Here is a 25,766-nt window from a genome sequence, read left to right as displayed (position 1 = left end):
ATTATTAATGACCTTCATAACTTCCCTCTTCCAGCTCCCGGCTTCAAACCTTTATAATCCCAAACTAAGGTTACTCCATTAATTTTTAAGAGGATGCTGCAGATAAATGATCAGCAGGTTGAGCAGGAGAAACGGAATCTCAATCAATACTCCTTTAAAATCTTTGTCTGCCAGATGGAAGCAGATAATCAGCAGAATTCCGGCTGCCATCAAAAAATTTCCCCAGATAAAAGTTTTAGGGAATAAGATCAATACAGCGGCAAGAATCGTAACTGCTCCGTTAATCATCAGCCCGGTTTTATCAAACCCCCATTTTCCGAACATTGCCGTCATTTCAGGTTTCCCCATAACCATCGCCGTTCCTTGCTTTATTCCCATAAAAACAGCGGCCAGAATTAGTATCCCATTGATAATTTTTAAGATCATTGTTTGTTTTTATACAAATATGCATCAAATGAACGACTTATGAATGGTGAATTTTTCGGAAATTATAAGCATTCTCTATTTTATGGACTGAATATTATATCACAATGGAAAACACAACCCCCTTCAGAAGATTTAACTGGAGAGGTCTGAAGACGAAAATGAGGCGGCCAATTTGCTTTATTAATTTTTCAAGCCATCCATTTTTTTCAAAATAAACATGACCCTGTTTTTCACCGTATCTTTTGGAACTTCAACAACGTGATAACCATATTTTACATAAGCTGCTTTCATGCTTTCGAAGGTTGATAAAGCTTCTTCCCATGTCTGCTTTCTTTCTGAATCATTTTCATAGATTTCTTTCCAGGGCGGAAGAATAAAAACGGTATTGTTATATACTGTTTCACGAATTATTGTATGGATTTTGTCCGATAATGAGATTTTCTCCATTTCCATATAACAGACCGTATCAAGAATACCACGGTCGAAGAAAACGGGATTCTCCGGATGTGTATTTTTAATTTCCCGATAGGTTTCTGCGGAAGCATTCAGCATTAATTCAGCATATTTTATCTTATTTTCCCAGGGCAATGCATCTCCTCCTGAATCTATCTGCTCTTTAATGATCCTTCTCGCTTCTTCCTTAACTGTTGTAAAACCCTGCTTATTCAGTGCTTCAAGCAGAGTAGTTTTCCCTACACCAGGTCCCCCGGTAATTACATATAGCTGATCGTCTGAATTTTTCATTTTCGGATAGTTTTAAAACTTCAATGTGCTCAACTCACTGAAATCTTTCTTTTCATAGATCTTATGGATGCTTCCATTCTCCAGAACCGCTATTTTATCACAGGTATGGAAAAGGGTTTCAATGATATGGGAACTTATAATCACTATTTTATTTTCTGATTTCAGCTGCCTGATCACATCATATAAAATATGTACCCCTTCAAAATCAACCCCGTTGAAAGGCTCATCCAGAATATTAATCGGTTTATCCAGCATCAGCATTCCAATCAGGGCCAGCTTTTTTTTCATACCGCTGGAATAATACTGTACATATTTTTTAAGAGGAAGATTGAATTTTTCAGTGATTTCCGCAACATTAACTTCTTTTTCTGAAATAAAATAAGCCAGATACTCTTCCCCTGTCATATAGGGATAAAAATAATTTTCCGTTTCCAGGTAAGAGATCACTTCGCGCTTCAGACGTTTATTTTTCCAATTGATATTTCCTGAGAATTTTACACTTTGATACAGGGATTCAAACAATGTGGTCTTTCCTGCTCCATTTTTCCCAAGAAGTCCCAGTATACAACCTTCTTCTATCAATAAATTCAGATTACTTAATACCTTCTGGCTTTTAAATTCAACATTTACATTTTTAATCTCCAACATAAGTTCTGATATTTTGAGTGGCAACTTTTAAATGAGTATTCAGGATAAACAAAGCCGGGATTACAGTCATACTGCAGATTGAGTATTCAATAAAAACGGCCATATTATAATAACTGCTTTTTTCTTTATGGGTATACTGTCTGTACTTTCTTGTGATAATCAGCAGGAAATACAGGTTCATAAAAGCAAAATAATAAATAAGGTATACGCTTTCAGCCGGATGTAAGATGAGATATGAACAATAAACGGGCAGAAGCAAAAGGTTAAAAAACAGAGAATTCCTTCTGAGTTTTTGCCTCAAGCTATACTTTTTAAAGTACATTCCGAGCATTTCCTTACTTTCATGCGGTTCATAAATATGGGAAATGAAATCCAATACAAATGTTCCTGCTAAGATAAGCAATATGGGTTGATAGGATGAAAATACAACAGCAATATATCCTATCAAAAACATCCAGGTATTCTTTCGGAGAAAACTCCTCCATTCAAATAAATCATTGGGAATAAAATTCCATTTCGGGGACAGCCAGGGTTTCGTTTTCTGAGGGATCACGGTCAGTAAAAAAATCAGGATATAGCCTGCTAAAGCTGTTTTCTCAATTTTATAATGGATGTTTCCCAATAACAAAACACTGTAGATACATGCTGATTCTAAGGAGATCACCCACGGCCAGCTTTTCACAAAGACTTTCTTCAGGAACGGAATATCTTTTCTTTCCAAATGAAACAACAGCAGGAGGAAAAAAAACAGAACAGGATAATAATAATTTTCAGGAAGCTTTACGACAATCAAAAGGCCGAAAATAAGTAAAGCCGGAAGGCTGGCTCTGGGATTCAGATTCAATAATCTAAAACTCTGATTGAATCTGAATTTAAAATGGCTAATTAGTTTTTTCAAGGGTTTCTAAAATTCTCTTTTATGAATGAATTGATTTTATTTGACGGGTTTTATGATGTAGAGTTTCCGGTCACTTGTTGTAAACAGCTGAAAATTAAAATTCTTATCTGCAAAATAGAAATAAGGTGAATATTGTTTTTCCAGTTCAGCTTTATATTTTCTTATTTTTTCTCCCGGACTTTCATAGAATTTCTGTGTGGTAAAGCCTTCTTCAAAATACATCGGTATTTTAAATTTTAAAGTATCCTTATCAACCGGTAGCTGGCAGTACAGCTCTCCTTTCCAGTTCTTTGCGGTAGATGATGCAGAACCGCCTCCTACACTATGGGTAAGTTCCACCACTTCTGTTCTCTGAAAATAAACCGGTGATATTTCCGGAAAGCTGTTGGGTACCATAGCCATATCTTTAGAAGAATAATGCCTAAAAAGATTGCTCCATCCATTAGGTCTTCTGTGGTTATAGATTCTTTCGGTAAGCTTGGTATTGGTTCGCATCTGATACCATTTTCCATCCATATAATAGGTCGTTTCCTGCTCAGGATAACTTTTACTGACATTATCAAAATAGTCTGTTTCCTCAAAGATCTTATGATACAGGCTAATCTGCTGCTCCTTATCCCATTTCAGATCTTCATTCTGGATGATAATCGGTTTAGCCAGTGTATCTCCGTCTGTAACCCAGGTTCGGTAATATTTTTTATACTTATTGACAATAAAGTCTCCAAACAGCTCTTCTCCCCTGTTCTTATTAGTCCGCTTATAGACGTAATGATCCTTGATTTTTCCCTCTTTATCAAGCTTATAAAAATGAAAATCCTGATGGAAACGAACCCCGCCTCCTCTGGCTTCTTCTTCTACCTCTTCCTGATCTCTGTTCTTAGGGATCTCACTTGTCATAATGATCATATCCCCTTTTGAGCTTATAAAATGTTGGATCGGCTCAAAACTGTCATTCCACATGAGTTTCATTTCATGTTGCCCGAAAACAATAGGCTTTTTCGTATCAATATTCTGATAATTCTTATATCCATCAGGTAATTGAGATCGGTTCATTTTATTCATCAGATACAGATCCAACCCCCAAAAATTATAAAGGAAAATAAAAACCAGCAGTATAATGATCCCTGTAATGAGCATGAATTTTTTCATCTGAATTTTTATGGCTACTTAAATATAAATAATTTTCCTGATGAATGGCAGAAAACTGAAGTAAAGTATCTGCTTTCACGGTTTTATTGTTTACCACAAGGATAAATGAATCATTTTATCCGCATAATTAGCAATAATTTCTCTAAATCACAAATTGAAGATTCAACGAAGTCAAAAGGAACAAAAGGTAGTTTGACTGTTTAGTGATTTTTAAGTTTAAATACTTTGGGGCAAAGAAGTACACAGAAGTTTGAAAATCAAAGATTTTCACCAAGTCAGTAAAAAAATCTGCGCCATCTGCCCAATCAGCGAGCGAAAAAATCTCTTGCAGATCTGCATTACGTGGCAATTAAAACGTTATAGGTTTTGGAAACCTATAACGTTTAGAACTTTATTGTACATCTCATTTATTTCACCAGGGTCTGAGCTCTTTTCAGGTTATCGGCTGCCTGTAAAATTTTATTCTTCAGGATCGCATTATAATTAGGGTTGTGTAAGAGAAACTGATTGACCATTTCAAGTGCTTTCGGATTCTGATAATTGCTGAATGTTGAACGAAGCCAGTTATCCGGAAAGAAAATGTCTCCTGTCTTTTGTATTTCCTGCAATACCTCCAAGGATTTAAGAAGATAATTTACAGAAGTTTTCTGCCTTAACGGATGATGTAAGTAGCTTAAGGCTGCCCCAACAGCAGATTCATTCGTTCTGTTTTGTTTTTCCATAAGACTGTTGAAAAAATCATCACGTATTTTCTGATCCGAGGAAGCTGCCTTCATAATAATTTTAAAACGGTTCACCCGGTCCGGATTCTTAATTCTTGTCAGCTGATCATCAAGCAAAACACCATTATTACTGTTCCGTAGGGATAATGAGAGGGCAAGATTCGTAAAATCGTCTTCATTAAGGGACACATCTTTTGGCGGGGTCTGTGATTTCCAGATGGCATACAGAGCATCATAAGCCTGCTGAGACTGGAAAACATTCCGGTAACCATCGAATAGAATTTTCTTATTATTTTTTGCGGTCTGTACATGTAATGCCTTCCATAATGTATTTTCTATATTTACAGATTCTTTTAATCTTATATTTTCAGATAAGAATCCCCAATAAATGGTAGAAATATAGCCTGCAATAAGCCGGAGATTCAGCTCTGTAGTTTCCTGCTGCAACTGTCCGGCATAAAAATGTAATAAATCCAGCGGCACAGCTCCCGAACCGGCCAGCATATTTTCATATAACGAAATATAAGCACTGGCACGGCTGACAGGGTCTTTCACCAAAGAAAAGTTAGTCATTACAGCTTTATCTGTTTTGAATACCCCATACCCTATTCCTGAAGAGTTTTGCAGGATAAAAAGCGGCTTCGTTTTCCCTTTTAATTCTGAAATCTCCTGTTGTCTTCCGGATAGCTTTACGTTTACTTTATCAACCTTATCCGCATAAAATAAGCTTATCTGAAATTCCTGCGGCCAGGTTTTTTGTTCCTTACCATATTCGGGATGCTGAGAAATAATAAAGCGTTGAATTTTATTATTTTTATCTTTCAGATCATAATCAATGACAGGTCGTCCCGGGTCGTTCACCCATACTTTATTCCAGCTTTGTAAGTCTTCAGGAGTGTGTTTATCTAAAATGGCAATAAGATCGGGCCATGTTGCATTGCTGTACTCATATTTTTTAAGATATTCACTTACTCCTTTTTTAAAGCTTTCTTCTCCAGTCAGCAATTCCAATTGGCGCATCATGATGGGCGCTTTATTGTAGATGATAGGTCCGTACATCATTCCGGCATTCTGCAGATTATCCAGAACCTGTCGGATGGGATTGGCTCCCAAAGTACGATCTACGGAATAGGCTGCCGGAAAGTGGGTCGTTAAAAATTTCAGATCATAAATCTGTTTGTCAGAAGAAGCTCCGGTACTCTTATCTGCCATAAAATTAGCAAAAACCTCCTTCGTCCATACATCATTGAACCAGTCCATCGTAACCAGATCTCCGAACCAGAGATGAGCCACTTCATGAGCCATAAGATTCGAGCGGTTATTTAATTCATTTTGCGTAGCATTCTGATCTAAAAACAATGTTGAGTTCTGAAGTAAGATCACACCCGGATGTTCCATTCCCCCAAACTGGAAATCAGGAATAGCAGCCATTCCATGCTTTTGAAAAGGATGCTTAATGCCTGTCCATTTTTCATAATAAGACAGAGAGTTTCGGTATAGGGTGAAAATAGAATCCATACTGCTCTTAATTTTCAAAGAATCTGTTTCACGGTATAAAAGATGGGATTCCTGCTGACCGATTGGTTGTACAGCTGTCTTAAAATCTCCGGCGGCAAAAGAAAACAGATAGGTAGGAAGCAGGTCGGACTGATCAAACTGCAAAGTCTTCTGCCCTTGTTGTATGGTTTCTTTCTTTAGTTTTCCATTGGCAAGTGCACTCCATTTCTCAGGAATCGTCAGGGTTAAAGAATAATTGGCTTTGAGGTTGGGCTGATCAAAACACGGAAACATGGTTCGTGCCCGATCCGGTACAAATAATGCATAAAGATAGCCATCACGCCTGTTCAGAGCACCATTTCCGGCAAGAAAAGTAAAATCAATGCGGTTAGATCCTGATTTCAGATATTGGGCATCAATAATGACATGCTCATTGTTCAGAACAGGTCTTACCGTTTGTCCATTGACAGATACTGAGAGCATAGAAGAAGTATCTTCTTTAAAATCAATCTGTAGCGGAGCATCATTCTGCTTTTTATAGTTAAAATACAGAACTTCTGTTCCGGAAATCCTTTCTGTTTTATTTTCCGGAATTTTCAGACTAAGCTCATATTTAATCTCACTTATTGTACTTTTTCTTGATTGGGCCAATTCATATGACACACCTGATTCAATCTTAGATAAAGACTGTGCCTGTGCCTGACTGCCACTATTGAAAATGACAAAAAATAATGCCAAAAAACCTGTTTTTTTCATAAATCAAAGATAAGGATTGGAATGATGGAATAGATAGCTGGTTCATTAATTTCTCAATTACTAATTTGAACATTTTGCGGTTAAAATTACTACCACAAAAGGGTAATTTTCATCAAAAGGTCTTCTCTTTTCCAAAAGCTTTCTTAAGCATTGGATATTTTCAGAAGTCTCATTACTGGTACGATTGGGGGAACTCTACACCTGTAAAAGGGATAAAATTTTAAGAAATCTGCCCATTTTTGGATCAATTTCGGGCTAGTTTTTCATAGAAATGCAAATTGATTAAAAAAAATGAGATATGATAATTGTCTTGAAAATTCCCATCAAATAAGTCTTTAAAGGAATATATGAGGTATTTTTTCATAAAAATATTAAATTATTTTTAAGATTTTATTAACAATACAGACCAGTCAGTCCATCTTTTATTTATATTTGTGGAAATAATTCACAAATGTACCGACCTCGCGAAAGAATTTTAAATACCGCTTCTGTTTTATTTCATCAACAAGGGTATAACAATACAGGGATCAATCAGATTATTGAAGATTCAGGTGTTTCGAAGGCAAGCTTCTATCAGCATTTTAAGTCAAAAGATGACCTGTGCATTGAATTCCTGAAAAGGAGATATGATTACTGGGTATCTGAGCTGGTCAGTTTTACCTCAGGAGCTGTTGATCTTAAGGATAAACTAATGATGTCCTTCGATTTTTTGATGTATATGAATAAAAAGGAAAATTTCAGAGGCTGCAGCTTTCTGAATCTGCTATCCGAAGTTTCTGCTGAGAAAACCGCAATTCATGATGTCATCCGGGATCACAAAAACAGATTGAGAATTTCTTTTAGCAGCGAGATTAAGGATGAACTTCTTGCAGCTCACATTTACCTTCTGTTTGAAAGTTCTATTCTTACCAGCCAGCTTTACAGGTCAAATGAACTCATTGAAAAATCAAAAATAATACTCCGGGATCTATTAAAAAAACTACACTAAGGAATTCTGAATATACGACTACAATAAAAAGCATTTAAAAACTATGAAAAACTCTACTATCCTGCAGGCTCACAGCACTGCAATGTCTAAGCTTTGCCTTATCGGAAGCATTATTTCCGGCTCATTTCTTTTCTCCCAAGTCGGGATTAATACACCCGATCCTAAATCTACCCTTGATATCCGGGCAAAAACCAACGGTGCTTCACAAACAGAAGGATTAATGATTCCCCGTCTCACAGGTGACCAGATTCAGACAATGACCAATAATATACAACCCGGAACGGAATCCCTGATGATCTATGCTACCTCTGCTCCGGCTTCTCCTACTGCAAAAGTGGCTAAAATCACCCAATCCGGCTATTATTACTGGAGCGGAACCACCTGGGAAAGTGTAAGCTCAAATATATATATGGCAGACGGCAGCATTACAACGCCTTTAGCAGCCAGAAATGTAGATCTTAATGGTAAAAACCTTGTATTTTCCGGAACCGGAAGTGTAGGGATAGGTACTGCACCTTCTGCATCAGCCAAACTAGACGTAGCCGGAACGGTTAAAGCCAGTGCTATAGATTACAACTCTGATGAACGGCTGAAGCAGAATATAACTCCTATACAGTCTTCTAATGAACTCCTGTCAAAGCTGAGACCTGTTTCTTATTTCTGGAATGAAAAAGGAAAAAAGAAAGGTGGAAATGCACAGCTTCAGTACGGTTTAATAGCCCAGGAAGTAGAAAAAGTCCTTCCGAATATTGTAAATACCGACAATGAAGGGTATAAATCAGTCAATTACAATGAACTTATCCCGCTTCTGCTGCAGACCGTTCAGGAGCAGGATAAAAAAATCGATGAATTACAGAGAGAAATTCAGGTCCTGAAAAAGGCAAAATAATCTGAATCACGAGTTTATATCCACCTGAAATCCTCTGATTTCAGGGCATTATTAATCTGTAATTCCAAAACAATGAAAATTAAACTATATTTCATGCTGCTCTTCCTTATAAGCAGCAGTATTTTCGCGCAGAACAACTACTATTGGGTAGGCGGTGCCGGCAGCTGGAGCGATCTTAATCACTGGCGTATCGGCTCTTCATCCGGACAGCAGGCTACCATCATTCCATCCCGGTATGACAATGTGTACTTTACTTCAGGGAGTGGCTTTACGGCTTCAGGAGGAACCATTAGTGTCTCTCCTTCCATCATTGCGAAAGATTTCATTATAGACGATTCTTTTACCGGAAAGATTAACTTCAACCAGGGAACGACGTTCAATATTTACGGAAATCTTAAATGGAGAGGAAATGTGGGCAGTTATTATAATATGACCATGAATCTTTATTCTGACAGTGTGAATCCTACTCCTAATATTATTGACATTCCCGGAAACCTCATAGATTCTACTTATCTTTCTTCGAGTTATCAGTCATCCATTAATTTTTTAGGGACAGGAAGTTTTAAGCTGATCAATGATTTCTATACCAATGGCTATTTTTCCTTTACTATAGGAGGAAGCAGCGTCTTTGATCCCAATAATAAAAACATCAGGGTGACCGGTGATATTAATTATAATTCTACCGCGGTTTCAGATTTCGGAACAATACAGCTTACTTCCGTAAGCGGAACTTCAACTTACACGCCTAATGCCAATCTTACACAGGCAACTGTTTCAGGGCAGTTATCTGTTCCTTCTACTCAGGATATTAAAAAGATTATTATACGAAACCAGATTTCTGTAGGAACTTACCTGAAGGCAGATAATATTACCGGAACATCAGGAGGCCAGCTTCTTACCACCACCGGAACCGGTCAGTACGACATCAACACGCTGAGCTTATCGGGAAGTGGAAATTACAATATCGGAACATCCAATATGTCCTATAATGTTGCTAAAATTAAAGTCAATACATTGACTACGGACAGCGGAACCGCCAATTTTTATGCGGCAGAGAATGAAATCAATACCTGTTCTCTGGGAAATGGTCTCAACAGATTTTATTTTGGCTTTATGGCCAAGTATACCGTCAACAATCTCATCCTGAATGGTGGTGACTGTCTGTTTAACTCCATACCTAATTCAGGCTTTTTTACTGTTACCCAGACTCTGACCGCTAATCTGTCCTGTAAAAATTCGGCTCTGCCTGTTTTCGGGGGAATGAACAGCTCCTATTTTGTAAATCTTATCATCCCAGCCAGTATTAACAATGGTTCCGGAGCTAATTTCTTAGGTTATACCTTCTCCAACACTCTATTATCCGGCGGTGCAGCAGTAACAGCAGCTATAGATGGCAGCGGAAACACGGGAAATATATCATATACCGGCCTGACAGGAAAAACGTATTACAGAATTGGTGCAGGCGCATGGGATGATCCGTCCAAATGGTCTTTTTCATCCGGCGGTGTCTCTGCCAACTGTGTTCCTACCATGTATGATGATGTTGTTTTTGATGCCAATTCAGGGTTCACAGCAGGAAATAACAGCGTTACCAATCCTGTAGGAAGCACAGCCTATTTCCGGAATATGACCTGGAACAATGCTCCCGGAAATCCTGTTTACGGTGTAACCAATTCCTATATTTACGGAAATATCTATCTTCAGAAAGACATGACGGCTTCATCTGGCCTGTTTAGTTTTCAAAAATATAAAAGTACCGATCCTCCGGTTGTCCGATATATGAATTTCGAAGGACAAACGGTCAACAGGATTCTTGTCATCAATGTCAATGATGAATTCCGTTTACTGCCGGCAAGCTGGGCTGCACCTTATGACGTGAGTGTTGCTTTAGATTTTAATTTTAATGAATCAAGTAGTGTTTCTACTCTGGTAAGCACCTTGTCTGCTGATGGCAGAAAAATATCAGTAGGTGGCCCTTTCAGACTGGGAGGAAAAAATGTTTCCATAGATAATGCCCTTATCAGGACATCTGTCCTATACGTTTCCACTGCACAGCAGATCAATGCTCCCAACACAGCTGTATACATAAGTAATACATATAGCGGCAAGTATTATTCAGCCAATCCAAATCATTTTTTCGGAAGCATTTACCAGGAAGGAAACGGTACTGCAACTTTTTCTGATATGAAGGCCAACCTGTTTCAGATCAATTCAGGAAGCTACACTACGCTGGTAAATACTAATACCGTAAAGAATGTGAATATTAATGCTCCTTCTGCTATTACTTTCAATGCATCTGCCAATCTCAGAGCCACAGATACTTTTGTGTACAACCGTGCAGATTGTGATCTTCATGCAAATCTTACCGGAAATGGAGGCAATAATCTCATTTTGGGTAATAACATCAACGGAACCGGCTTTGTAGAGCTTAACAGAATGATGATATCCGGAATTAATGCCAGCTATATTACTCCTGTTGCCGGTGCAAAACCTGTAAATGCTAACAATTCCATTGACAACGGCAGCAACAGCGGAATTAACTTTACTCCTCCTACGGCAAAGAATTTTTACTGGAAAGGAGGAAACGGAAACTGGAATGATCTCAGCCACTGGTCTATGGACCCTTCTCCAGCAAGGGTAACCGCCAATTGCGGGCTTCCTACCATTTATGACAATGTGTTCTTTGATCAGTATTCCGGCTTTTCACCTGCCAATATTACAAGCATCAGCCTGGAAAACAATGTACAGGTAAACAACCTTACATTCAGTGGGCTTCCGTCTTCAGCCCGGTCTCATTTTGCAGGAAGCAATAATTATTATTCGATGGGGATCAACGGAGATCTTACCCTTCATCCCGGTTATTATGATGCAGGATATTTCAGTGGATTTATTTTTATAAACTCAGCTGGAAAAGTGTCAGGAATCAATAAAGCCATTTATCCCAACGGGGCTAATGCCACCTTCACTTTTTCGGGTAATGCCAACTGGAAGATGTACCACGGATCAGGTGTTACTGATATGAGCAGTGGTAATATTATTCAGAACAATACAGCAGGAACTCTTGATCTTACAGGAACCCTACTTAATCTTAACAATGTTACCTTCAATGGGAAGGAGGTACTGTTAAGCAATTCTGACATTACTGTACGAGCTTTTACAGCCAATACACAACAGCCTGTGATCTCCAACAACAGTATTCTGAAGCTGAATTCCGTACTGGGAGGACAAAGTAATTTTTCAGCCAATAACCTGGCCCATTATTTTGAACGAATTGATTACAAGAGTATTAACCTCAACACTACTGCTTATTTTTCGATGCAGGGAGGGATTGTTAATCATTTTAATATGCTGCAGGGAACTTTTTACACCCAGCCTTATGCTCTTCAGATCACAGGTCTGAATGTGAATCACCTCAATATTCAGAAAACCAACTCAGTCATCTTAGCAAGCAATATTACAGTGAATAACTCAATGCTTTTGCAGGGAGGCTGTCTGGAAGATGAGCGGGTGATTTTCTCGGGTGATAATTCGGTAAGACAGATCGTTATTTCCAATTACAATCCTACAGATTTTGTGATAGACAGGGTACAGTTGAGAAATGTTTCGTCTTCCGGAGGGCAGACCTATATTACCTCCAGCAGCAAGAATCTGGGAGGTGTGACAGGCTTCAGCTTTTCTGATACGCTTACTTCGGCTCCGAGAGATCTTTTCTGGATTGGCGGACAGGGTGAGTGGAATGATCCTCTGCACTGGTCACTGACCTCAGGCGGGGTAGCTATTACAGGCTGTAATCCTCCGAGAGCCAATGATAATGTATTCTTTGATCAGAATTCAGGTTTCACAGCTTCCCAGAAATCCATTACGATTACAGGAAGCAATGCTTCTGCCAATAATGTAACCTTCAATAATGCTCCTAATTCTCCTAATCTGGGCGTATATAGCAGTAATTCTTCCTATTATCTGAATATTTATGGAAATCTTACGCTTCAGCCTGATATGACCACTCTTTCGGGTAATTCATTCATCAACATGGTTCAAAACCCGGCAGTGGTAAATACCAGATATATTGATACGAAAGGGGTGAACATAAACATCGCAATACTTGCTGATAAGGACGATTTTGAGTTATTGAGCCCATATTTAGGAAATATCGGAGGAACAAATGTAAAAAGTTTTAAATCCAACAATTTCCCGATGACGGGCGGCGTAAGCTTTACTTATAATCAAAATGTAAATCCAGTACTGGATTTCCGCCAGTCTGTTATCAATACAGGATCCTATAGTTTCACCATAAACGCAGGAGGAAATCCGGTCACTATTCAGGCGGAAGGAAGTAAAATTACCACTCAGAATTTTGCCGTTACTGTTCCAACTATTTCAGATTTTAATGAGATCATTATCACCGGAAACGGAACACTCAACGGAGGAAATACGGTTCATAATTTCAATAAAGTAACCTTCCTGGGAGGAGCAGGAACCAGTACTTTGGCTTCTGCCGGACGCTACAAAACCCTGTATTTCAATCCCGGAAATTACAGTATTGCAGGGGGACAGATTATTACAGAAAATATGTTTATGACCGGTACACCGTGTAACAGGATTAATATCAGCAGAACGGCTGCTTCCGGACAAAGCTTAATTACACTGGATCCTGCGGCTGCTTATACCATGTTCTATGCATCTGTCCGGGACATGAATTTCTCCCGTGCAGTAAGTGCATATGGAAACAGTCAGGATCTTGGAAACACCACTAATCTTACGATTGTACCTACCAATGTACAGGCAGCAGGTTTTGGAGGAAATAAGACTCTTTGTGCTTCGGAATTCCCTAAAACATATGACGCGGCTACTCTCTTCGGAACGGATGCCAATGCTTCTTATACATGGACAAAAATAAATCAACCGGGCGGCGGAGTAATCAGTACCAGCCCATTGGTTACGTTCACTCAACCCGGAAACTATAGTGTGAAAGTAGTATATGCTCAGGACGGATGTAATATTACGGAGAATTTTACGATCAGTTCTGTCACCATGCCGGTTGACAATACCGTAATTACTCCGGTAAGTGCTGTACAACAGGCAACTGGTGATGTACAAGTGAAATTCAAGGGATCTCTGGCGCAAACCTATATTTTCACTTATTCTGTAAATAATGGTCCGGATCAGGATATCACCTCAGCAGCTAATGGTGAAGCAGTCGTTCTTCATGCGAAAAACCAGGCCGGGACATTTGTTTACCGTCTGAAAAGCATCCGTTTTTCAAGCGGGGAAGCATGTCCACTTGTGTTGAATAATAAAAATATTGTTATCAACATCAATCCTGAATGTACTGTTCCTGGGGTTACCATGCTGATGAACGGTATTCTGAGAGGATGTACTGCCAGTATGGGAGCCAGACGTTTATCTGAGATTGACCCTGTAACACTAATTAATCCTCCTGTTGATGCCGGAACGACAAAGCTCATCCCGGGAACCGGAATTACGGTGAAGGAAGGAAATGATGTATTGATGATCCGAAACATTGATGCCCTTCCGGAAACACTGGTGCTTCCCGCTCAGAAGCCTCATGCTCAGGGAGCAATTATCTATCATAATGACCATTTTTACGAAGGTGTAGAAAATGGAAAATGGATCAGGGTTGATAATGATTAAATAGGAATATTTTTTATCATGAAAGGCTGTCTCCGGACAGTCTTTTTCGTTGAGTTCTCCGGACCTGAATTTCTTTTAAAGTTCTCTAAAGTGTTTTAAATACTAAGATTTATTCGTATTTTCGGGAGCTTAAAAAAACACCATTATCTTATTTCTATGAATGAACTTGTGAAAATCTTTCCGGCCTATGAAGATGTATTTCATGATGATATAGAAAATCACAAAAAGTACTTTCTGCCCATCTGTTCTTTTAATCTTAAACTGATTGATCCTTCTCAGGATGAATGGCTCCACGTGGTTTCTGTGAAAGAAATCTATGACGGCTGTGTTGGAGAAGACAGTACCGCATTCTATACTCCGTTTACTCAGGCTGATATGCTTGGTTTTGATGTTATTGGGGGGAAATACAGATTTGATGCAGATTGGAACTATTTCAAAGTGTCCACAGAAATTGCTCCGGACCAGTATGACGAGGAGTTTTCTGATGTTGAGATTGAATACAATATGAATGATGCGATGTATCAGCTGAAAAAAGCTTATTTCAATAAACATCGCCAGCTCTATGATAAATATGCTTATAGATCAGGACTTACTGTAGACGATATCAGGAGACTTGATAGGCTTCGCCAGCTTACACCGGAAGATCTTGAAAAGGATGAAAATTCTGAGTATATGGAAGAAAGAAATGCTGCTAAAATACATGGCATTTTTGATGAACTGAATTCGGAAAAAAAGATTCTTGAAGACTGCAATTTTGATGGCTGTAACCTGATAAGCAAACCGGCCCACAACGGAAAGCCATTAGACTATATCTGTTGCATTGAAGGTTATGATTTCCAGCAGAGCTCGGCAGATCATATCTATCTTTTCTATGACCGGGATCTCCGGAAAGCTGTAATCTGTTTTGAATATACCTAAATGATTGTACACGAATAACAATACTTCAATTTTAAATTAAAAAAGATGGAACAAAAATATGTAGACTGTTCAACGCATGGAAAACAGGAAATGGGTTTGCTATGTACGCACCTGGCACATAGTCTGTTGCATAAAGTACCTTCAGGGTTTCATGAGCATGATGAAGGAGATATGGGACGCCCTGATGCGTGGTGCAATCAGTGTGAAGATGCCTGGGATCTTACTGAAACAGAAGAAGATCGCGAAAACTGGTTCACCGGATGCGATTTTAAAATTGTCTGTGTTTCCTGCTGGGATGAAGCGAAAGCATTCAATGCAGGAACGGGATTGTAAACCTTCAATTAATCAGGGCTTATAGGTTCCGAATATTCTGTCCCAGACAGAGGTATAAAACCCGAAGTTCTTACTTTCGTCTGTGTGGTGTTGATGGTGAAATCTTGTTGTTCCGATAAAAAAACGGTCCAGTTTCGGCGGAAAAAATTCCCTGTTCAGATGCCCGATCGTTCCCCAGATAAGATTAATCATAAGATAAACTGCTACTGCCGTAACCGAAAAATTGTACATCATTAGCAAAATCAGCATCATTATTCCAAATCCGATAGTTTCCAAAGGATGCAATACAAAGAGGCTTAGAAAATTGGTACTTGTATGCTCATGGTGTTTTCTATGCAAAAGACTGTATACAAAAGGACTGTGAGCTGCATAGTGAAAGATGTACATCATAAAATCCATCAGAAGCAATAAAGCAATAACTTCCGCAATGACAACAATTGCGGATTGATTCTGGCTCAGAATGATCCATCCGTGTTTCCATAAAAAAACGCCCAATATCATCACAAAGCTGTTACAGCCAATCGTAAGAAAGCTGAGATAAACATCTGATCTGCTCACCGGATGATCCTGCGGCTGTAATTTCTCTTTACGGCAGGTTTTATCAATAAACCAATACAATCCTATAGAAAATAAATACAGAAAAATATTGACTGTTAAACTAAACAGAATCCATTGCAGCCACGAAAACTGCCAGAATATTTTTAACGTCTCAGAAAGTTCAAATCCGCTCATCTCCATACTATATCAACTGTCAATTTTATGTAAATGTATGAATTTTCATCATCAACCAAAATACAACGCATGGATTGATTTTTGACAGTACTGCCCCACTATTCATAAATTACATAATTCATTTTATCAACTCCTGTATTTCCTGATTTTTCATGATAGGCGTATAAAACAAGTTCGTAATTTCCAGCCGTGGTGATCATTGTATCTCCCTCAAACAGGTTGGTGTTCACCAATGAAAATTTGACCTCTTTAACCAATTTTCCATCTTTTTTAAGGATACCTTTTATTTCCATCTCATCAGAGTTCCATACTCCATTTTTTTCTATTACGCAGCCGCACATCATTACAATATTTGCCTGAAACTGGAAAGGTTTGTCCTTAATGCTATTCAGAGCGATGTACTGGTGAGTTCTGGGTTTCAATATGTCAATAATAAAGCCCGGAATTTCTAAAATAATCCCGTCCCCTAAAATATGCTTCCCGGGAATCAGCCATAATTCCGTACTTACCGCAGCCTGTGCCTGTCTTTGGTTCAATGGTGAAATGACTTCAATGGTGACCAATACAGGTTCTTCAATATTCATTTTTGCAAGAAATCCGGCTGTCTGGCTGTCTGTAATTAAACTTCCCCTTGTTTTGGGAGTTTTCATGATCAGGTCTGTATTTCCTGTGCTTCCGGAGGTATTTCCTTCTGCCATGATTTCCCTGTTCAGTTTATTCCGGACAATAATGTGCGCGCCTCCTAATGAGCTGCCGATAAATTTAGCATCTCTGGCTTTTACCCGAATCATGACCTTGGTTTCTTCGGCGTGAAGCATCAGCCCGGAAAAAAGAAATGCAGTGAGAAAAATTAATGTTTTCATAAAGTATGTGATTTTAAATAGTGTTCTTTAAAGCGGTTATGAAAGGATTTGCTTTTCAGTTCATCATCTATCCCATCCAGATAGGCCAGAATTCCCAGATCATCAGAAAGTATTTCAAGAATTGCTTTTTCACAACTGTCCCAGATATGCTCCAGCTTCGGCAGCATTTTTACTGCTTTTTCTGTCAACGAAATGATCTGCTTCCGTTTATCAACCTTATCCTTTTTAATATTGAGGTATCCGTTATCTGCCATCTTTTTTACCATGACAACTACTGTGGGATGAGCATATCCCAGAGGCTCTGCAATATCTACAATGGCCATTTCCCCATTCTTTTGCAGCAGCATAAAAACAAGGTACCAATTAGGTTCCACGTCTATGTCCAGTTCTTTATAAAACCGTCTTACATCATGAGCCATCCGGTCACTGATTCTTTTTAATCTGCTGTCTAAAGCTTTGTAGCCAAGTTCTTTAATGAAATCAAAATCCATTTTAGTAATAAATTGATAAACAAATATATAAAAAATACAGTCAACTATATAGTTAACTATATATATTTTATTTTTTTTCCCTGACCTACTTCCTTGAGCTATAATTTAGTGATTAAAAAACGAGATTATTTCAATGTAGACGGATATTAATCAAGAGATCTTATATACACATCGCTGTCCGCCTGAAAGGATATGACTTACCCTTTCTACCTGAAAATCTTTACCGATCAGGTTACGGAAATTAGACAATTCGGCACGACAAAATCCCTGGCACTCAGCTGCGGCGGCACAGATCGGACAATGATTCTCAATCAGAAAATATTCTCCGTCCTCTTTTTTCCACTCTGCCATATACCCTTCTTCACTGCGGATTCTGACAAGAATATCCAGACGCTGTTCCAATGATCCGGCATCTTCCAGTGATTTTTCATACCGTTGATAGGTATTTTTTTCTCTGTCATTAATTAACAGCTCTAATGCATTTTCGCCTAAAAGATTTTTAACTGACCGAAGAATCTGAACCGTAACATCAGCATGGGTATCAGGAAACTGGGAAATCCCTTTTTCTGTCAGCTGATAATAGGTAGACGGACGCCCTACTCCTTCACTTTTTGCAAAAGGTATAATGAGACCGTCCTGAGCCAGATTTAGCAAATGTTTCCTTGCTCCTTCTTTAGTGATGGACAGCTCTTCTGAGATCAGCAAAGCTGTAGCTTCTCCTCTCATTTTTAAAAACATCAGAATGCGGTCGGCAGCCGGCTTCTTCATTTGACAATATTTTAGTTGTTTTATTTTTCAACAACAAATATAGTCATTTTCTATAACCTTTAATTCTATAATACAAATTAGTAATTATCAACACATTATATATTTAAAGAACAAACTCAATAAAACAACATAATAGTTGTTTTATTGAAATATAATATTACCTTTGACCTGTAATAATCAAAACAATACTATTATGAACTCATTTACACTACCCCAGCTGACTTATTCTTATGATGACCTGGAACCTTTTATAGATAAAGAAACGATGACTATTCACCATCAGCGTCATCATCAAGCTTATGTGGACAATCTGAATACTGCTTTAGAAAAAGCAAATGAAACATCTACAGATCTTGATTCTATTTTACAAAGAGTAAGTGAATACGGTCCGGCGGTGAGAAATAACGGCGGCGGACACTACAACCACTCGTTATTCTGGGAAATTCTTTCTCCTAAACCCCAATTAAATCCTGAAGGAAAACTTGCTGAAGCCATCCACTCAACTTTTGGAAGCCTTGAAGATTTAAAAGCGGAAATGAAGAAATCAGGACTTGGACAGTTCGGATCGGGATGGGTTTGGCTGTTTGTAAAGTTCAACGGTTCGCTGGCTGTAACTTCCACACCTAACCAGGATAACCCAATGATGGATGTACAATTGGTAAACAGAGGTTTTCCTATTCTGGGAATTGATGTCTGGGAACACGCCTATTATCTGGCATATCAGAATAAAAGAGCTGATTATCTTGATTCTTTCTGGGCTGTATTGGATTGGGCCGCTGTTGAAAGAAAGTACGAAGAAGCACTCACCAAAATCAGATAAATTGTTTCAGATTAAGAAGAGAGTTATGAATCAGAAAATATTCATCAATAAAGCAGAAACCTCAGGTATTATAGCCCTTGATCTTTTGGATTATAAACCTTCCACAGAGATTGTAGAACTGGATATCAAAGATCATCTTTTTATGGGAATGATTGTAAAGGAGAAAGAGTTTAAGGAATCTATTGCTGCCGTGGATTTTTCTGTATACAACGAAAAAGCCGTGGGAATCATCTGTTCTACGGATGCCATCATTCCACCCTGGGTTTATATGCTGCTGATGGAAAAATTATCTCCTTATGCTATTTATGTAGATCTGAATAATGCTGAGACGATTTTGCTGGATCTCTGGAAACGCCGTCTGACGTATGCAGATCTGAAACATTATAAAAATCAGAAAGTTGTGGTGAGAGCAAGAGCAGATCATGACCCAGCCCTTTATTTACTGGCAGCCGGGCTTCTGAAACCCATGGTTAAAAGCCTCATGTACGGAGAAATAGGTATGCCTAAAGTCATTTTTAAAAATTAAATCAGAATGAAAGCCATTATATTCAACGGATCTCTGGAAAGAAGAACAGAATCTGCTTCAGGCCGTATTGCACAGTTTTTCAAAGAAAGCCTGGACAAATCAGGAATAGAGACCGAAATTTTTACCCTGGCAGAATCTGGTATTCCTATGTTCGATGTTACGCTTGGTAAAACGCCTTTAGCCGTAGAGCGGATGACACAGTTATTTCTGGAAGCTGATATCCATTTCTGGCTGGCTCCTTTGTACCATGGAAGCATTCCGGGAGTAATGAAGAACTGCCTGGACTGGCTGGAAGTTACTTCCGGATATTATCAGCCTTATCTTACTGATAAAACAGTCGGATTGGTGTGCTGGGCAGACGGACTACAGGCAATGCAGGGCATTAACACCATGGATGTGATCGCCAAATCGCTCCGTGCGTGGCCTCTGCCCTTCAGTGTCCCTGTTATCCGTGCCGCATTATATGATCAGGAAGATCCGGCAAAGATCTCATCTTTATACTCGGATAAGTTTGAAAAGCTCATCAACATTGCTACTACAAGAAGAATAGAAAGAATACCTCAGACTTATAAATAATTGTTCAGGAGAATGGATGAAATTACAATTACGGTAAAGGATCGGGAAGGAAATATTCATCAGCTGGTTTGTCCGCTGGAAATGGGACTTAGTCTTAAAGATCTCTGCAAAGCCTATGAATTACCCATGGAAGCCATGTGCGGAGGAATGGCGATGTGTGCTACCTGCCACTGCTATATCCTCAGCGAAACGTCTTTGCTTCCTGAAAAAAGTGATATTGAAGAAGCTCTTTTGTCTGAGCTGTTTACAACCACTTCTTCCAGCAGATTAGCCTGCCAGATCCAACTTACGGCGGCAATGGACGGACTTTCCATAGAAATTGCTGAATAATGAAGAACAACTGCCAATGCAGCTTATTTTTTCAACGTTTCCGGTCTTATACCGGAGTTTATTTACTTAAGTTTAGACTGGGATTTCTTACGGTGTATGCTGTTTAGGAAATCCCTTTTTGAAAATCATTAAAAAACAACTAAAAATATGGCTATTATTATAACCGACGACTGTATCAACTGTGGGGCCTGTGAGCCGGAATGTCCTAATTCGGCTATTTATGAGGGTGCAATTGACTGGCGCTGGCAGGATAAAACAAAGCTTTCAGGAAAGATCGTTTTCCCGGACGGAACGGAAGCTGATGCAGGAACTTACCAACAGGCCTATTCTGATGAGGTTTATTATATTGTTCCCGGAAAATGTACAGAATGTAAAGGTTTTCATGAGGAGCCTCAATGTAAAACAGTATGTCCCGTAGACTGCTGCATTGATGATCCGGACCACCGTGAAACCGATGAGGTATTATTAGACCGGCAGAAATTCATGCATGGAGCTTAGTCTTTTTATTAACCCCGAAAATATACTCTAGCAATTAAAAACGAGAAAAACAAGATTTCCGAGCCGATTAAATATATTGAATCATCACTTAAACGGAACGTCTTACAACCTGTCTTAACGATCTCTGTTAACACAAGGGTTATTTATTCCAGTCATGATAGATTATTGTATCTTTTTTATGGATAGCGAAAATTAATTCACCTTTCCTTTTAACAATTGTATCACCTGTTTCCATTTCGTCAGCAAACATATTCCACCACCTGTTATGGGTTTTACAGGTTTTAAACTCATGTGTTATTGGGTCATAACCTTTTGTTGAAAACCAAACAGAATTGTCATAAGGAGGAGAAAGAATAACTAAATTACATTCTTCATCCCTTAAAATTTTTGCATATTCCTGACTGCTATCTTTAGAACATGCTGAGACCAATAATAATGCTACAAAATATAATTTCATGTTTAACTTAATAAAATTACGGATTATAATAAAAGTTCTTTTTTAATCACTAATTCATATTATTAGTGATTAAAAATCTAAATAAATCCAGAATATCTAAATACTTTTTTACCGCAAAGCCAGACAAAGAGAAATGATAACTCTCTTTTTTAAGGTAAACAAAGGGTAAACTTAACAAGGTAATACAAAGAATTGATTGTGATTTTTTCCTAACCGGATAAATGTTCTCTATATTTAAATTTCTATTGCATTAGTAAAGGCGGCCTAAAACCGTCTTTATTGATATAACTATTTTCCTTTTATCTCATTGTAGACCTTTTGAATGAAAGGTGTTTCTATACTCAATTCTTTACCATACTTTAAAATAGCTCCGGCAAACAATTCCAGTTCGTTATCTTCCTTTCCGGAATGAATATCCAGCTGTAAAGATGTGGGAGTTTCAAAAGGAAATGCTGCTGCTTTTTCAAAGGTTTTTGCTATAATATCATAGGAAAGGTGAATTCCTTTTTCATCGGCTATCCGCTTAATTTCTTTCATAATTTCCGTTGCCTCATGTTTCTGCTGTACATCGGTACATACCGTTCCGATAGATGAATTATATTTTGCGGTTACCGGTCCGAAGCTCGCAATGAAGATAAATTTAGTCCAGATATCGGTTAATGAATCATCTTTGAAATCAATGTCAATCTTACTCTCTTTCATCAGTTCAACAATCCAGTTTATATCTGCTGAAAAATGCTGAGGATCTCTGCCCATGATCATTTTCCCCGCTTTTCCTTTATGTTCTACAATTCCTTTTTCCTTGATATGGGAAGCCACATAAATACAGGTCGGAAGAATAACATTATCCGGAATAACTGTTCTGATTCTTTCATAAATATCGGCTCCATTCATCATCGGAAGGAGTACGGTATTTTTATGAATGACCTGCTTCAGCTGAGTGCAGACATTTTCCAGATCGTATTCTTTGACACAGATCAGGATAAGATCCGGATCTTTGATGCTGCTGATCTGCTGTTCAACGGTATCAGGAAAAGTATGGGCAACCGAATGTTCGGGAGAGAGCAGGATCAGACCGTTTTCTTTTACTTTTTCATAGGTTTCTCCTCTGGCTGTAAAAGTTATTTTATATTGTTTTGAAGTTTCATTATACTGATTGATCTTAAATCCGAAATATCCGCCAACGCCTCCAAGACCGATTATAACGATATGTTTTTTATTCATAGTCTTATTTTCAACAAAGATGGTTAAAATTCTTCCCAACCTTCCTGCTGTGGGTCGTATTTTGCAAATTCTCCGGTATCGGTAAATTCTGACGCAGTCATTCCGACTTCAAAAATGGAGCTTTCGCTCAGACCTGCTCTGAAATACAGACCTCTTTCTGAAAGCAGTACACTTCCAAAATCTTCATCGGGATGATTGAAGTGAAGTCCTGAAGCATCTTCCCTGACCAGCTCATATTTATAACTCAGAAGGCGTTCTTTTAAACCGGCAATCTGCTGTTTTTCAAACGGTATAAGGTTATCTTCGCGGTCAAAAAAGCTCTCATCGTTGGCGGCCTGTTCTTTTTCTTTTGTTTCGGATCTGAAAAGCTGGATGTTATAACTCATAGGGAGAAGGTCTGGTTTATTGTTTTTATTTCGCCAATATAATACTTTTAATGGCTGTCCGGTGTAAAAACCTTTCAATATCGGAATTTTCTGAATGCACTATTGCTATCTGCTGTTCAGAATGATGCTTTTATAGGTATTCATACGGTTTTCCTGCTGGAACATATTGCATAAAATCAATATATCATCCGTATTATATTTCTCAGCTGTTTCCTGCAATCTGCCGGCTATGTTTTCGGGAGTATCAATAATGATGTTGTCCAGAATATTAAAAAATTCCTCCTCATTTTCTGTTCCCATGATTCTGTTTTCTATCTGTTCTGAGGAAAGAAGTGCTTCAGGGGCCTCTAAATGTCTTGCCTGCAAAAACTGGTAAGCCATTCCATAGGCGTTATACCTGGCCTTTTTCAGGTCCGGTGCTACTGATGCAGCAACTGCAATCTGTAGTAAGGGAGCTTTTCCGTATGCGTTGTTATCAAATTCTTTCTGATAAGCTTCAGTGCTTTCGGTTTCTTTTCCATGCCGCATAAAATCCGCAAAGGAATATCCTACTCCATGTCTTGCTGCTTCACCCGCTGACGTAACTCCGGAACCTAGCCAGATGATCTCAGGCAGATGAATCAGTTTTTGGGGTTGAGCGATCAGCCCAGCGTAGATCCCTTCCTCATCTTTGATGTATTGGATGATCTCTTCCAATTTCTTTTCTGCATTGGATAACACCGGAGGTTTGTTATTATTAAGTGCCTGTACTGCATCTTTTAGTCCTCCGGGAGCTTTTCCCAGCCCCAGGATAAAGCGTCCGGGATAGAGTGTGCTCAGCATTTTCGTCCATTCCGCAATTTTATAAGCTGAATAATTTCGGAGCATAATGCCCCCTGTTCCTACTTTGATCTTTTTTGTTTTTCCCAGAACAACAGCTGCAAGAAGCTCAGGGCTTGAACTTCCGTATGCTTCTACCCCATGATGCTCGGAATACATTACGCTGTGAAATCCCGCTTCATCAGCAAATACGGCAAGATTGAGACTGTCGTTCAGTGCGTTCAAAGGAGTGCTGCCTGAAATAACGGGAGATTGATCGAGGATTCCTAATTTCAGTTTCATCTTTCTTATTCTGTAGGATAAAGGTATTGATTTTCACTAAAATTCTGTTGAAGTGAAGAAGATTCATTTTTTATTTGAACAGTGAGTTTTGTTTTACAAAATCAATATCTTCAGATTCTGTAATGATGTAAACTTCGCCTTTATCACTGGATTTCTGGCCTTTATAATAAACAATTTCTTTATCAGAAATAAGTTTAACACTGTCACCCACCTCTCTTTGTACGAACACCGGTAAATAGATTTCGCCCTGTTTTCCTCTGATTTGATACGGATATATTCCCTGTTCCGGTTTAGCTGAAAAGTCATTTACATTTGATTTGGAAATGTTTACAGACAGTATTCCAAAACTATGATTATTGGATCTTTTTATATCGGTTACAACGCCTTCAAAGGTAACTCCGTTTTTTAAAACTTTATTTTTTTCAGCATATTCTTTGGCTCCGATACGCGTTAAAAGGATAACCAGACCAGCAAAAAGGACAAATATTATGATAAATCTAAGGTATTTCATAGGGATTAATTAAAAGAAAAGATTACGGATATGGCAGTTATTCCTTCGGATAAAACCAATATTCCATTATTCTAAGTTACTACATTTTCAGATTAACCAGTACGTTGTGATGACTTTTATTCTTTTGTCAGCAATAAAATGATGAGCAGTACAGAAATTATAAAAAGAAGAATCAGGATCCATTGTATCCAGTATTTTTTTGCATCAAACTGAAAGGTAACAGGATTTATATGGTAATGCCTGTATACTTCAGGATTTATTCTTATTTCTTTATAGCCCGCTATATTCTGAAAAAAGGCAGCTCTCATTTCCATGGTGTTGGCCGGATAGAAAGCATACCAGATGTTCATCGTAAATTCTGCCTCTACAGGTTTCACGATACCTGTTTCATCCCTGTAATTAACCAACAGTGCGGTTCTGGAATATTTTCCGGACCCGGTCTGTTGAGTATAAACATCATATCTCCCTTCTTTCGGAACTGAACGTAACTGACTATACAAAATGGAGAGGATATTGCCATCTTTTTGCTGGCGATGCAGACCTTTTTCGTCTATCCACATTTTTACAATTGTTTTATCCTGGTTCCGTTTCCAGTATTTTACCAACCATCGGCAAAGAAAAAAGAAACACAGTTCATAGAGTGCTATCAATATTACCGAATTCACCGGGTTTCTGCTGTATGAAACCCTATACCCATCATCAACCACAAAGGCTATCGGCAATAAGAGTCCTAATAAAAATAAAACGACGAGCCCAATCAATGCCAGTATGCGCATCATCCATGTGACTGTTTTGTCAGCAATGGCATATACAGGGAAAGAGCGGGAGCTTTTGTTCATTCTTTAGTATCAGTGTTTGAAGGG

26 protein-coding genes are annotated in these 25,766 nt (G+C 38.5%); 10 read left to right on the top strand and 16 right to left on the bottom strand.

Annotation, left to right across the window (positions count from 1 at the left end; all coding sequences use genetic code 11):
- Positions 1-78: 78 nt before the first annotated feature.
- The 6 genes from FW768_RS01135 to FW768_RS01110 form a co-directional block, all read right to left on the bottom strand.
- A complete protein-coding gene (locus FW768_RS01135) occupies positions 79-426 on the bottom strand; it encodes a DoxX family protein (RefSeq protein ID WP_153391620.1) in 348 nt (115 codons plus the stop codon).
- A 180-nt stretch (positions 427-606) separates the two neighbouring features.
- The gene (locus FW768_RS01130; RefSeq protein WP_153391618.1) at positions 607-1,170 is read right to left on the bottom strand and encodes an AAA family ATPase; all 564 of its coding nucleotides are present in this window, start codon (positions 1,168-1,170) and stop codon (positions 607-609) included.
- A 12-nt stretch (positions 1,171-1,182) separates the two neighbouring features.
- A complete protein-coding gene (locus FW768_RS01125) occupies positions 1,183-1,818 on the bottom strand; it encodes an ABC transporter ATP-binding protein (RefSeq protein ID WP_153391616.1) in 636 nt (211 codons plus the stop codon).
- On the bottom strand, positions 1,805-2,716 hold the full coding sequence (locus FW768_RS01120) for a hypothetical protein (RefSeq protein ID WP_153391614.1): 912 nt from the start codon (positions 2,714-2,716) through the stop codon (positions 1,805-1,807). The genes FW768_RS01125 and FW768_RS01120 overlap by 14 nt, the downstream gene beginning before the upstream one ends.
- A 36-nt stretch (positions 2,717-2,752) precedes the next feature.
- A complete protein-coding gene (locus tag FW768_RS01115) occupies positions 2,753-3,865 on the bottom strand; it encodes a hypothetical protein (RefSeq protein WP_153391612.1) in 1,113 nt (370 codons plus the stop codon).
- A gap of 407 nt (positions 3,866-4,272) precedes the next feature.
- Positions 4,273-6,822 (bottom strand): M1 family metallopeptidase, encoded by a 2,550-nt coding sequence (locus FW768_RS01110; RefSeq protein ID WP_231128605.1) that lies wholly within the window; start codon positions 6,820-6,822, stop codon positions 4,273-4,275.
- A gap of 469 nt (positions 6,823-7,291) precedes the next feature.
- Here FW768_RS01110 and FW768_RS01105 point away from each other — a divergent pair, with 469 nt between their 5' ends.
- From FW768_RS01105 to FW768_RS01085, 5 genes are all read left to right on the top strand, one after another.
- Positions 7,292-7,828 carry a TetR/AcrR family transcriptional regulator gene (locus tag FW768_RS01105; RefSeq protein ID WP_153391608.1) on the top strand — a complete coding sequence of 179 codons (537 nt, stop codon included), beginning with the start codon at positions 7,292-7,294 and terminating at the stop codon, positions 7,826-7,828.
- A 43-nt stretch (positions 7,829-7,871) separates the two neighbouring features.
- Positions 7,872-8,717: a tail fiber domain-containing protein gene (locus tag FW768_RS01100; RefSeq protein WP_153391606.1), complete on the top strand. Its 846-nt coding sequence runs from the start codon at positions 7,872-7,874 to the stop codon at positions 8,715-8,717.
- Positions 8,718-8,789: 72 nt separating this feature from the next.
- A complete protein-coding gene (locus FW768_RS01095; RefSeq protein WP_153391604.1) occupies positions 8,790-14,369 on the top strand; it encodes a hypothetical protein in 5,580 nt (1,859 codons plus the stop codon).
- A 156-nt stretch (positions 14,370-14,525) separates the two neighbouring features.
- Positions 14,526-15,287 (top strand): hypothetical protein, encoded by a 762-nt coding sequence (locus FW768_RS01090; protein ID WP_153391602.1) that lies wholly within the window; start codon positions 14,526-14,528, stop codon positions 15,285-15,287.
- A 45-nt stretch (positions 15,288-15,332) separates the two neighbouring features.
- Entirely contained in the window at positions 15,333-15,620 is a 288-nt protein-coding gene (locus FW768_RS01085; RefSeq protein ID WP_153391600.1) for a hypothetical protein, read from the top strand.
- Between the two features lie 12 nt (positions 15,621-15,632).
- Here the strand turns inward: FW768_RS01085 and FW768_RS01080 are convergent, their stop codons facing one another.
- From FW768_RS01080 to FW768_RS01065, 4 genes are all read right to left on the bottom strand, one after another.
- Positions 15,633-16,352 (bottom strand): sterol desaturase family protein, encoded by a 720-nt coding sequence (locus FW768_RS01080; protein ID WP_231128604.1) that lies wholly within the window; start codon positions 16,350-16,352, stop codon positions 15,633-15,635.
- Positions 16,353-16,450: 98 nt separating this feature from the next.
- Positions 16,451-17,215, bottom strand: a complete 765-nt coding sequence (locus FW768_RS01075; protein ID WP_153391596.1) for a hypothetical protein — start codon at positions 17,213-17,215, stop codon at positions 16,451-16,453.
- On the bottom strand, positions 17,212-17,706 hold the full coding sequence (locus FW768_RS01070; protein WP_153391594.1) for a MarR family winged helix-turn-helix transcriptional regulator: 495 nt from the start codon (positions 17,704-17,706) through the stop codon (positions 17,212-17,214). The genes FW768_RS01075 and FW768_RS01070 overlap by 4 nt, the downstream gene beginning before the upstream one ends.
- Positions 17,707-17,856: 150 nt before the next feature.
- Positions 17,857-18,474 carry a helix-turn-helix transcriptional regulator gene (locus FW768_RS01065; protein WP_153391592.1) on the bottom strand — a complete coding sequence of 206 codons (618 nt, stop codon included), beginning with the start codon at positions 18,472-18,474 and terminating at the stop codon, positions 17,857-17,859.
- A gap of 193 nt (positions 18,475-18,667) precedes the next feature.
- Here FW768_RS01065 and FW768_RS01060 point away from each other — a divergent pair, with 193 nt between their 5' ends.
- The 5 genes from FW768_RS01060 (at position 18,668) to FW768_RS01040 (ending at position 21,224) form a co-directional block, all read left to right on the top strand.
- Positions 18,668-19,294 (top strand): superoxide dismutase, encoded by a 627-nt coding sequence (locus FW768_RS01060; protein WP_153391590.1) that lies wholly within the window; start codon positions 18,668-18,670, stop codon positions 19,292-19,294.
- Between the two features lie 25 nt (positions 19,295-19,319).
- The gene (locus tag FW768_RS01055; protein WP_153391588.1) at positions 19,320-19,820 is read left to right on the top strand and encodes a DUF2480 family protein; all 501 of its coding nucleotides are present in this window, start codon (positions 19,320-19,322) and stop codon (positions 19,818-19,820) included.
- 6 nt (positions 19,821-19,826) lie between these two features.
- Positions 19,827-20,396, top strand: a complete 570-nt coding sequence (locus FW768_RS01050; RefSeq protein WP_153391586.1) for an NADPH-dependent FMN reductase — start codon at positions 19,827-19,829, stop codon at positions 20,394-20,396.
- Between the two features lie 12 nt (positions 20,397-20,408).
- Positions 20,409-20,726: a 2Fe-2S iron-sulfur cluster-binding protein gene (locus FW768_RS01045; protein ID WP_153391584.1), complete on the top strand. Its 318-nt coding sequence runs from the start codon at positions 20,409-20,411 to the stop codon at positions 20,724-20,726.
- A gap of 147 nt (positions 20,727-20,873) precedes the next feature.
- On the top strand, positions 20,874-21,224 hold the full coding sequence (locus FW768_RS01040; protein WP_153391582.1) for a 4Fe-4S dicluster domain-containing protein: 351 nt from the start codon (positions 20,874-20,876) through the stop codon (positions 21,222-21,224).
- Positions 21,225-21,363: 139 nt separating this feature from the next.
- Here FW768_RS01040 and FW768_RS01035 read toward each other — a convergent pair whose 3' ends face one another.
- From FW768_RS01035 to FW768_RS01010, 6 genes are all read right to left on the bottom strand, one after another.
- Positions 21,364-21,681, bottom strand: a complete 318-nt coding sequence (locus FW768_RS01035) for a hypothetical protein (RefSeq protein ID WP_153391580.1) — start codon at positions 21,679-21,681, stop codon at positions 21,364-21,366.
- A gap of 288 nt (positions 21,682-21,969) precedes the next feature.
- Positions 21,970-22,905: a ketopantoate reductase family protein gene (locus FW768_RS01030; protein ID WP_153391578.1), complete on the bottom strand. Its 936-nt coding sequence runs from the start codon at positions 22,903-22,905 to the stop codon at positions 21,970-21,972.
- Positions 22,906-22,928: 23 nt separating this feature from the next.
- On the bottom strand, positions 22,929-23,291 hold the full coding sequence (locus FW768_RS01025; RefSeq protein WP_153391576.1) for a hypothetical protein: 363 nt from the start codon (positions 23,289-23,291) through the stop codon (positions 22,929-22,931).
- A 105-nt stretch (positions 23,292-23,396) separates the two neighbouring features.
- Positions 23,397-24,392 carry an MsnO8 family LLM class oxidoreductase gene (locus FW768_RS01020; RefSeq protein WP_153391574.1) on the bottom strand — a complete coding sequence of 332 codons (996 nt, stop codon included), beginning with the start codon at positions 24,390-24,392 and terminating at the stop codon, positions 23,397-23,399.
- 70 nt (positions 24,393-24,462) lie between these two features.
- Positions 24,463-24,903 carry a hypothetical protein gene (locus tag FW768_RS01015; protein WP_153391572.1) on the bottom strand — a complete coding sequence of 147 codons (441 nt, stop codon included), beginning with the start codon at positions 24,901-24,903 and terminating at the stop codon, positions 24,463-24,465.
- 116 nt (positions 24,904-25,019) lie between these two features.
- Positions 25,020-25,742: a hypothetical protein gene (locus tag FW768_RS01010; protein ID WP_153391570.1), complete on the bottom strand. Its 723-nt coding sequence runs from the start codon at positions 25,740-25,742 to the stop codon at positions 25,020-25,022.
- Positions 25,743-25,766: the final 24 nt, after the last annotated feature.

This window comes from Chryseobacterium vaccae, from assembly GCF_009602705.1.
Taxonomy (GTDB): domain Bacteria; phylum Bacteroidota; class Bacteroidia; order Flavobacteriales; family Weeksellaceae; genus Chryseobacterium; species Chryseobacterium vaccae.
Note: the sequence above shows the minus strand (reverse complement) of the source record. Positions and strands in the feature narration are given on the sequence as shown.

Excerpts from the sequence above, each read along its gene's own strand:
- FW768_RS01060 (WP_153391590.1), top strand. The coding sequence starts at position 18,668 with ATGAACTCATTTACACTACCCCAGCTGACTTATTCTTATGATGACCTG.
- FW768_RS01030 (WP_153391578.1), bottom strand. The coding sequence starts at position 22,905 with ATGAATAAAAAACATATCGTTATAATCGGTCTTGGAGGCGTTGGCGGA.
- FW768_RS01045 (WP_153391584.1), top strand. The coding sequence starts at position 20,409 with ATGGATGAAATTACAATTACGGTAAAGGATCGGGAAGGAAATATTCAT.
- FW768_RS01115 (WP_153391612.1), bottom strand. The coding sequence starts at position 3,865 with ATGAAAAAATTCATGCTCATTACAGGGATCATTATACTGCTGGTTTTT.
- FW768_RS01020 (WP_153391574.1), bottom strand. The coding sequence starts at position 24,392 with ATGAAACTGAAATTAGGAATCCTCGATCAATCTCCCGTTATTTCAGGC.
- FW768_RS01050 (WP_153391586.1), top strand. The coding sequence starts at position 19,827 with ATGAAAGCCATTATATTCAACGGATCTCTGGAAAGAAGAACAGAATCT.
- FW768_RS01015 (WP_153391572.1), bottom strand. The coding sequence starts at position 24,903 with ATGAAATACCTTAGATTTATCATAATATTTGTCCTTTTTGCTGGTCTG.
- FW768_RS01135 (WP_153391620.1), bottom strand. The coding sequence starts at position 426 with ATGATCTTAAAAATTATCAATGGGATACTAATTCTGGCCGCTGTTTTT.
- FW768_RS01130 (WP_153391618.1), bottom strand. The coding sequence starts at position 1,170 with ATGAAAAATTCAGACGATCAGCTATATGTAATTACCGGGGGACCTGGT.
- FW768_RS01010 (WP_153391570.1), bottom strand. The coding sequence starts at position 25,742 with ATGAACAAAAGCTCCCGCTCTTTCCCTGTATATGCCATTGCTGACAAA.
- FW768_RS01025 (WP_153391576.1), bottom strand. The coding sequence starts at position 23,291 with ATGAGTTATAACATCCAGCTTTTCAGATCCGAAACAAAAGAAAAAGAA.
- FW768_RS01100 (WP_153391606.1), top strand. The coding sequence starts at position 7,872 with ATGAAAAACTCTACTATCCTGCAGGCTCACAGCACTGCAATGTCTAAG.
- FW768_RS01040 (WP_153391582.1), top strand. The coding sequence starts at position 20,874 with ATGGCTATTATTATAACCGACGACTGTATCAACTGTGGGGCCTGTGAG.
- FW768_RS01070 (WP_153391594.1), bottom strand. The coding sequence starts at position 17,706 with ATGGATTTTGATTTCATTAAAGAACTTGGCTACAAAGCTTTAGACAGC.
- FW768_RS01090 (WP_153391602.1), top strand. The coding sequence starts at position 14,526 with ATGAATGAACTTGTGAAAATCTTTCCGGCCTATGAAGATGTATTTCAT.
- FW768_RS01065 (WP_153391592.1), bottom strand. The coding sequence starts at position 18,474 with ATGAAGAAGCCGGCTGCCGACCGCATTCTGATGTTTTTAAAAATGAGA.
- FW768_RS01035 (WP_153391580.1), bottom strand. The coding sequence starts at position 21,681 with ATGAAATTATATTTTGTAGCATTATTATTGGTCTCAGCATGTTCTAAA.
- FW768_RS01125 (WP_153391616.1), bottom strand. The coding sequence starts at position 1,818 with ATGTTGGAGATTAAAAATGTAAATGTTGAATTTAAAAGCCAGAAGGTA.
- FW768_RS01075 (WP_153391596.1), bottom strand. The coding sequence starts at position 17,215 with ATGAAAACATTAATTTTTCTCACTGCATTTCTTTTTTCCGGGCTGATG.
- FW768_RS01095 (WP_153391604.1), top strand. The coding sequence starts at position 8,790 with ATGAAAATTAAACTATATTTCATGCTGCTCTTCCTTATAAGCAGCAGT.
- FW768_RS01105 (WP_153391608.1), top strand. The coding sequence starts at position 7,292 with ATGTACCGACCTCGCGAAAGAATTTTAAATACCGCTTCTGTTTTATTT.
- FW768_RS01055 (WP_153391588.1), top strand. The coding sequence starts at position 19,320 with ATGAATCAGAAAATATTCATCAATAAAGCAGAAACCTCAGGTATTATA.
- FW768_RS01080 (WP_231128604.1), bottom strand. The coding sequence starts at position 16,352 with ATGAGCGGATTTGAACTTTCTGAGACGTTAAAAATATTCTGGCAGTTT.
- FW768_RS01085 (WP_153391600.1), top strand. The coding sequence starts at position 15,333 with ATGGAACAAAAATATGTAGACTGTTCAACGCATGGAAAACAGGAAATG.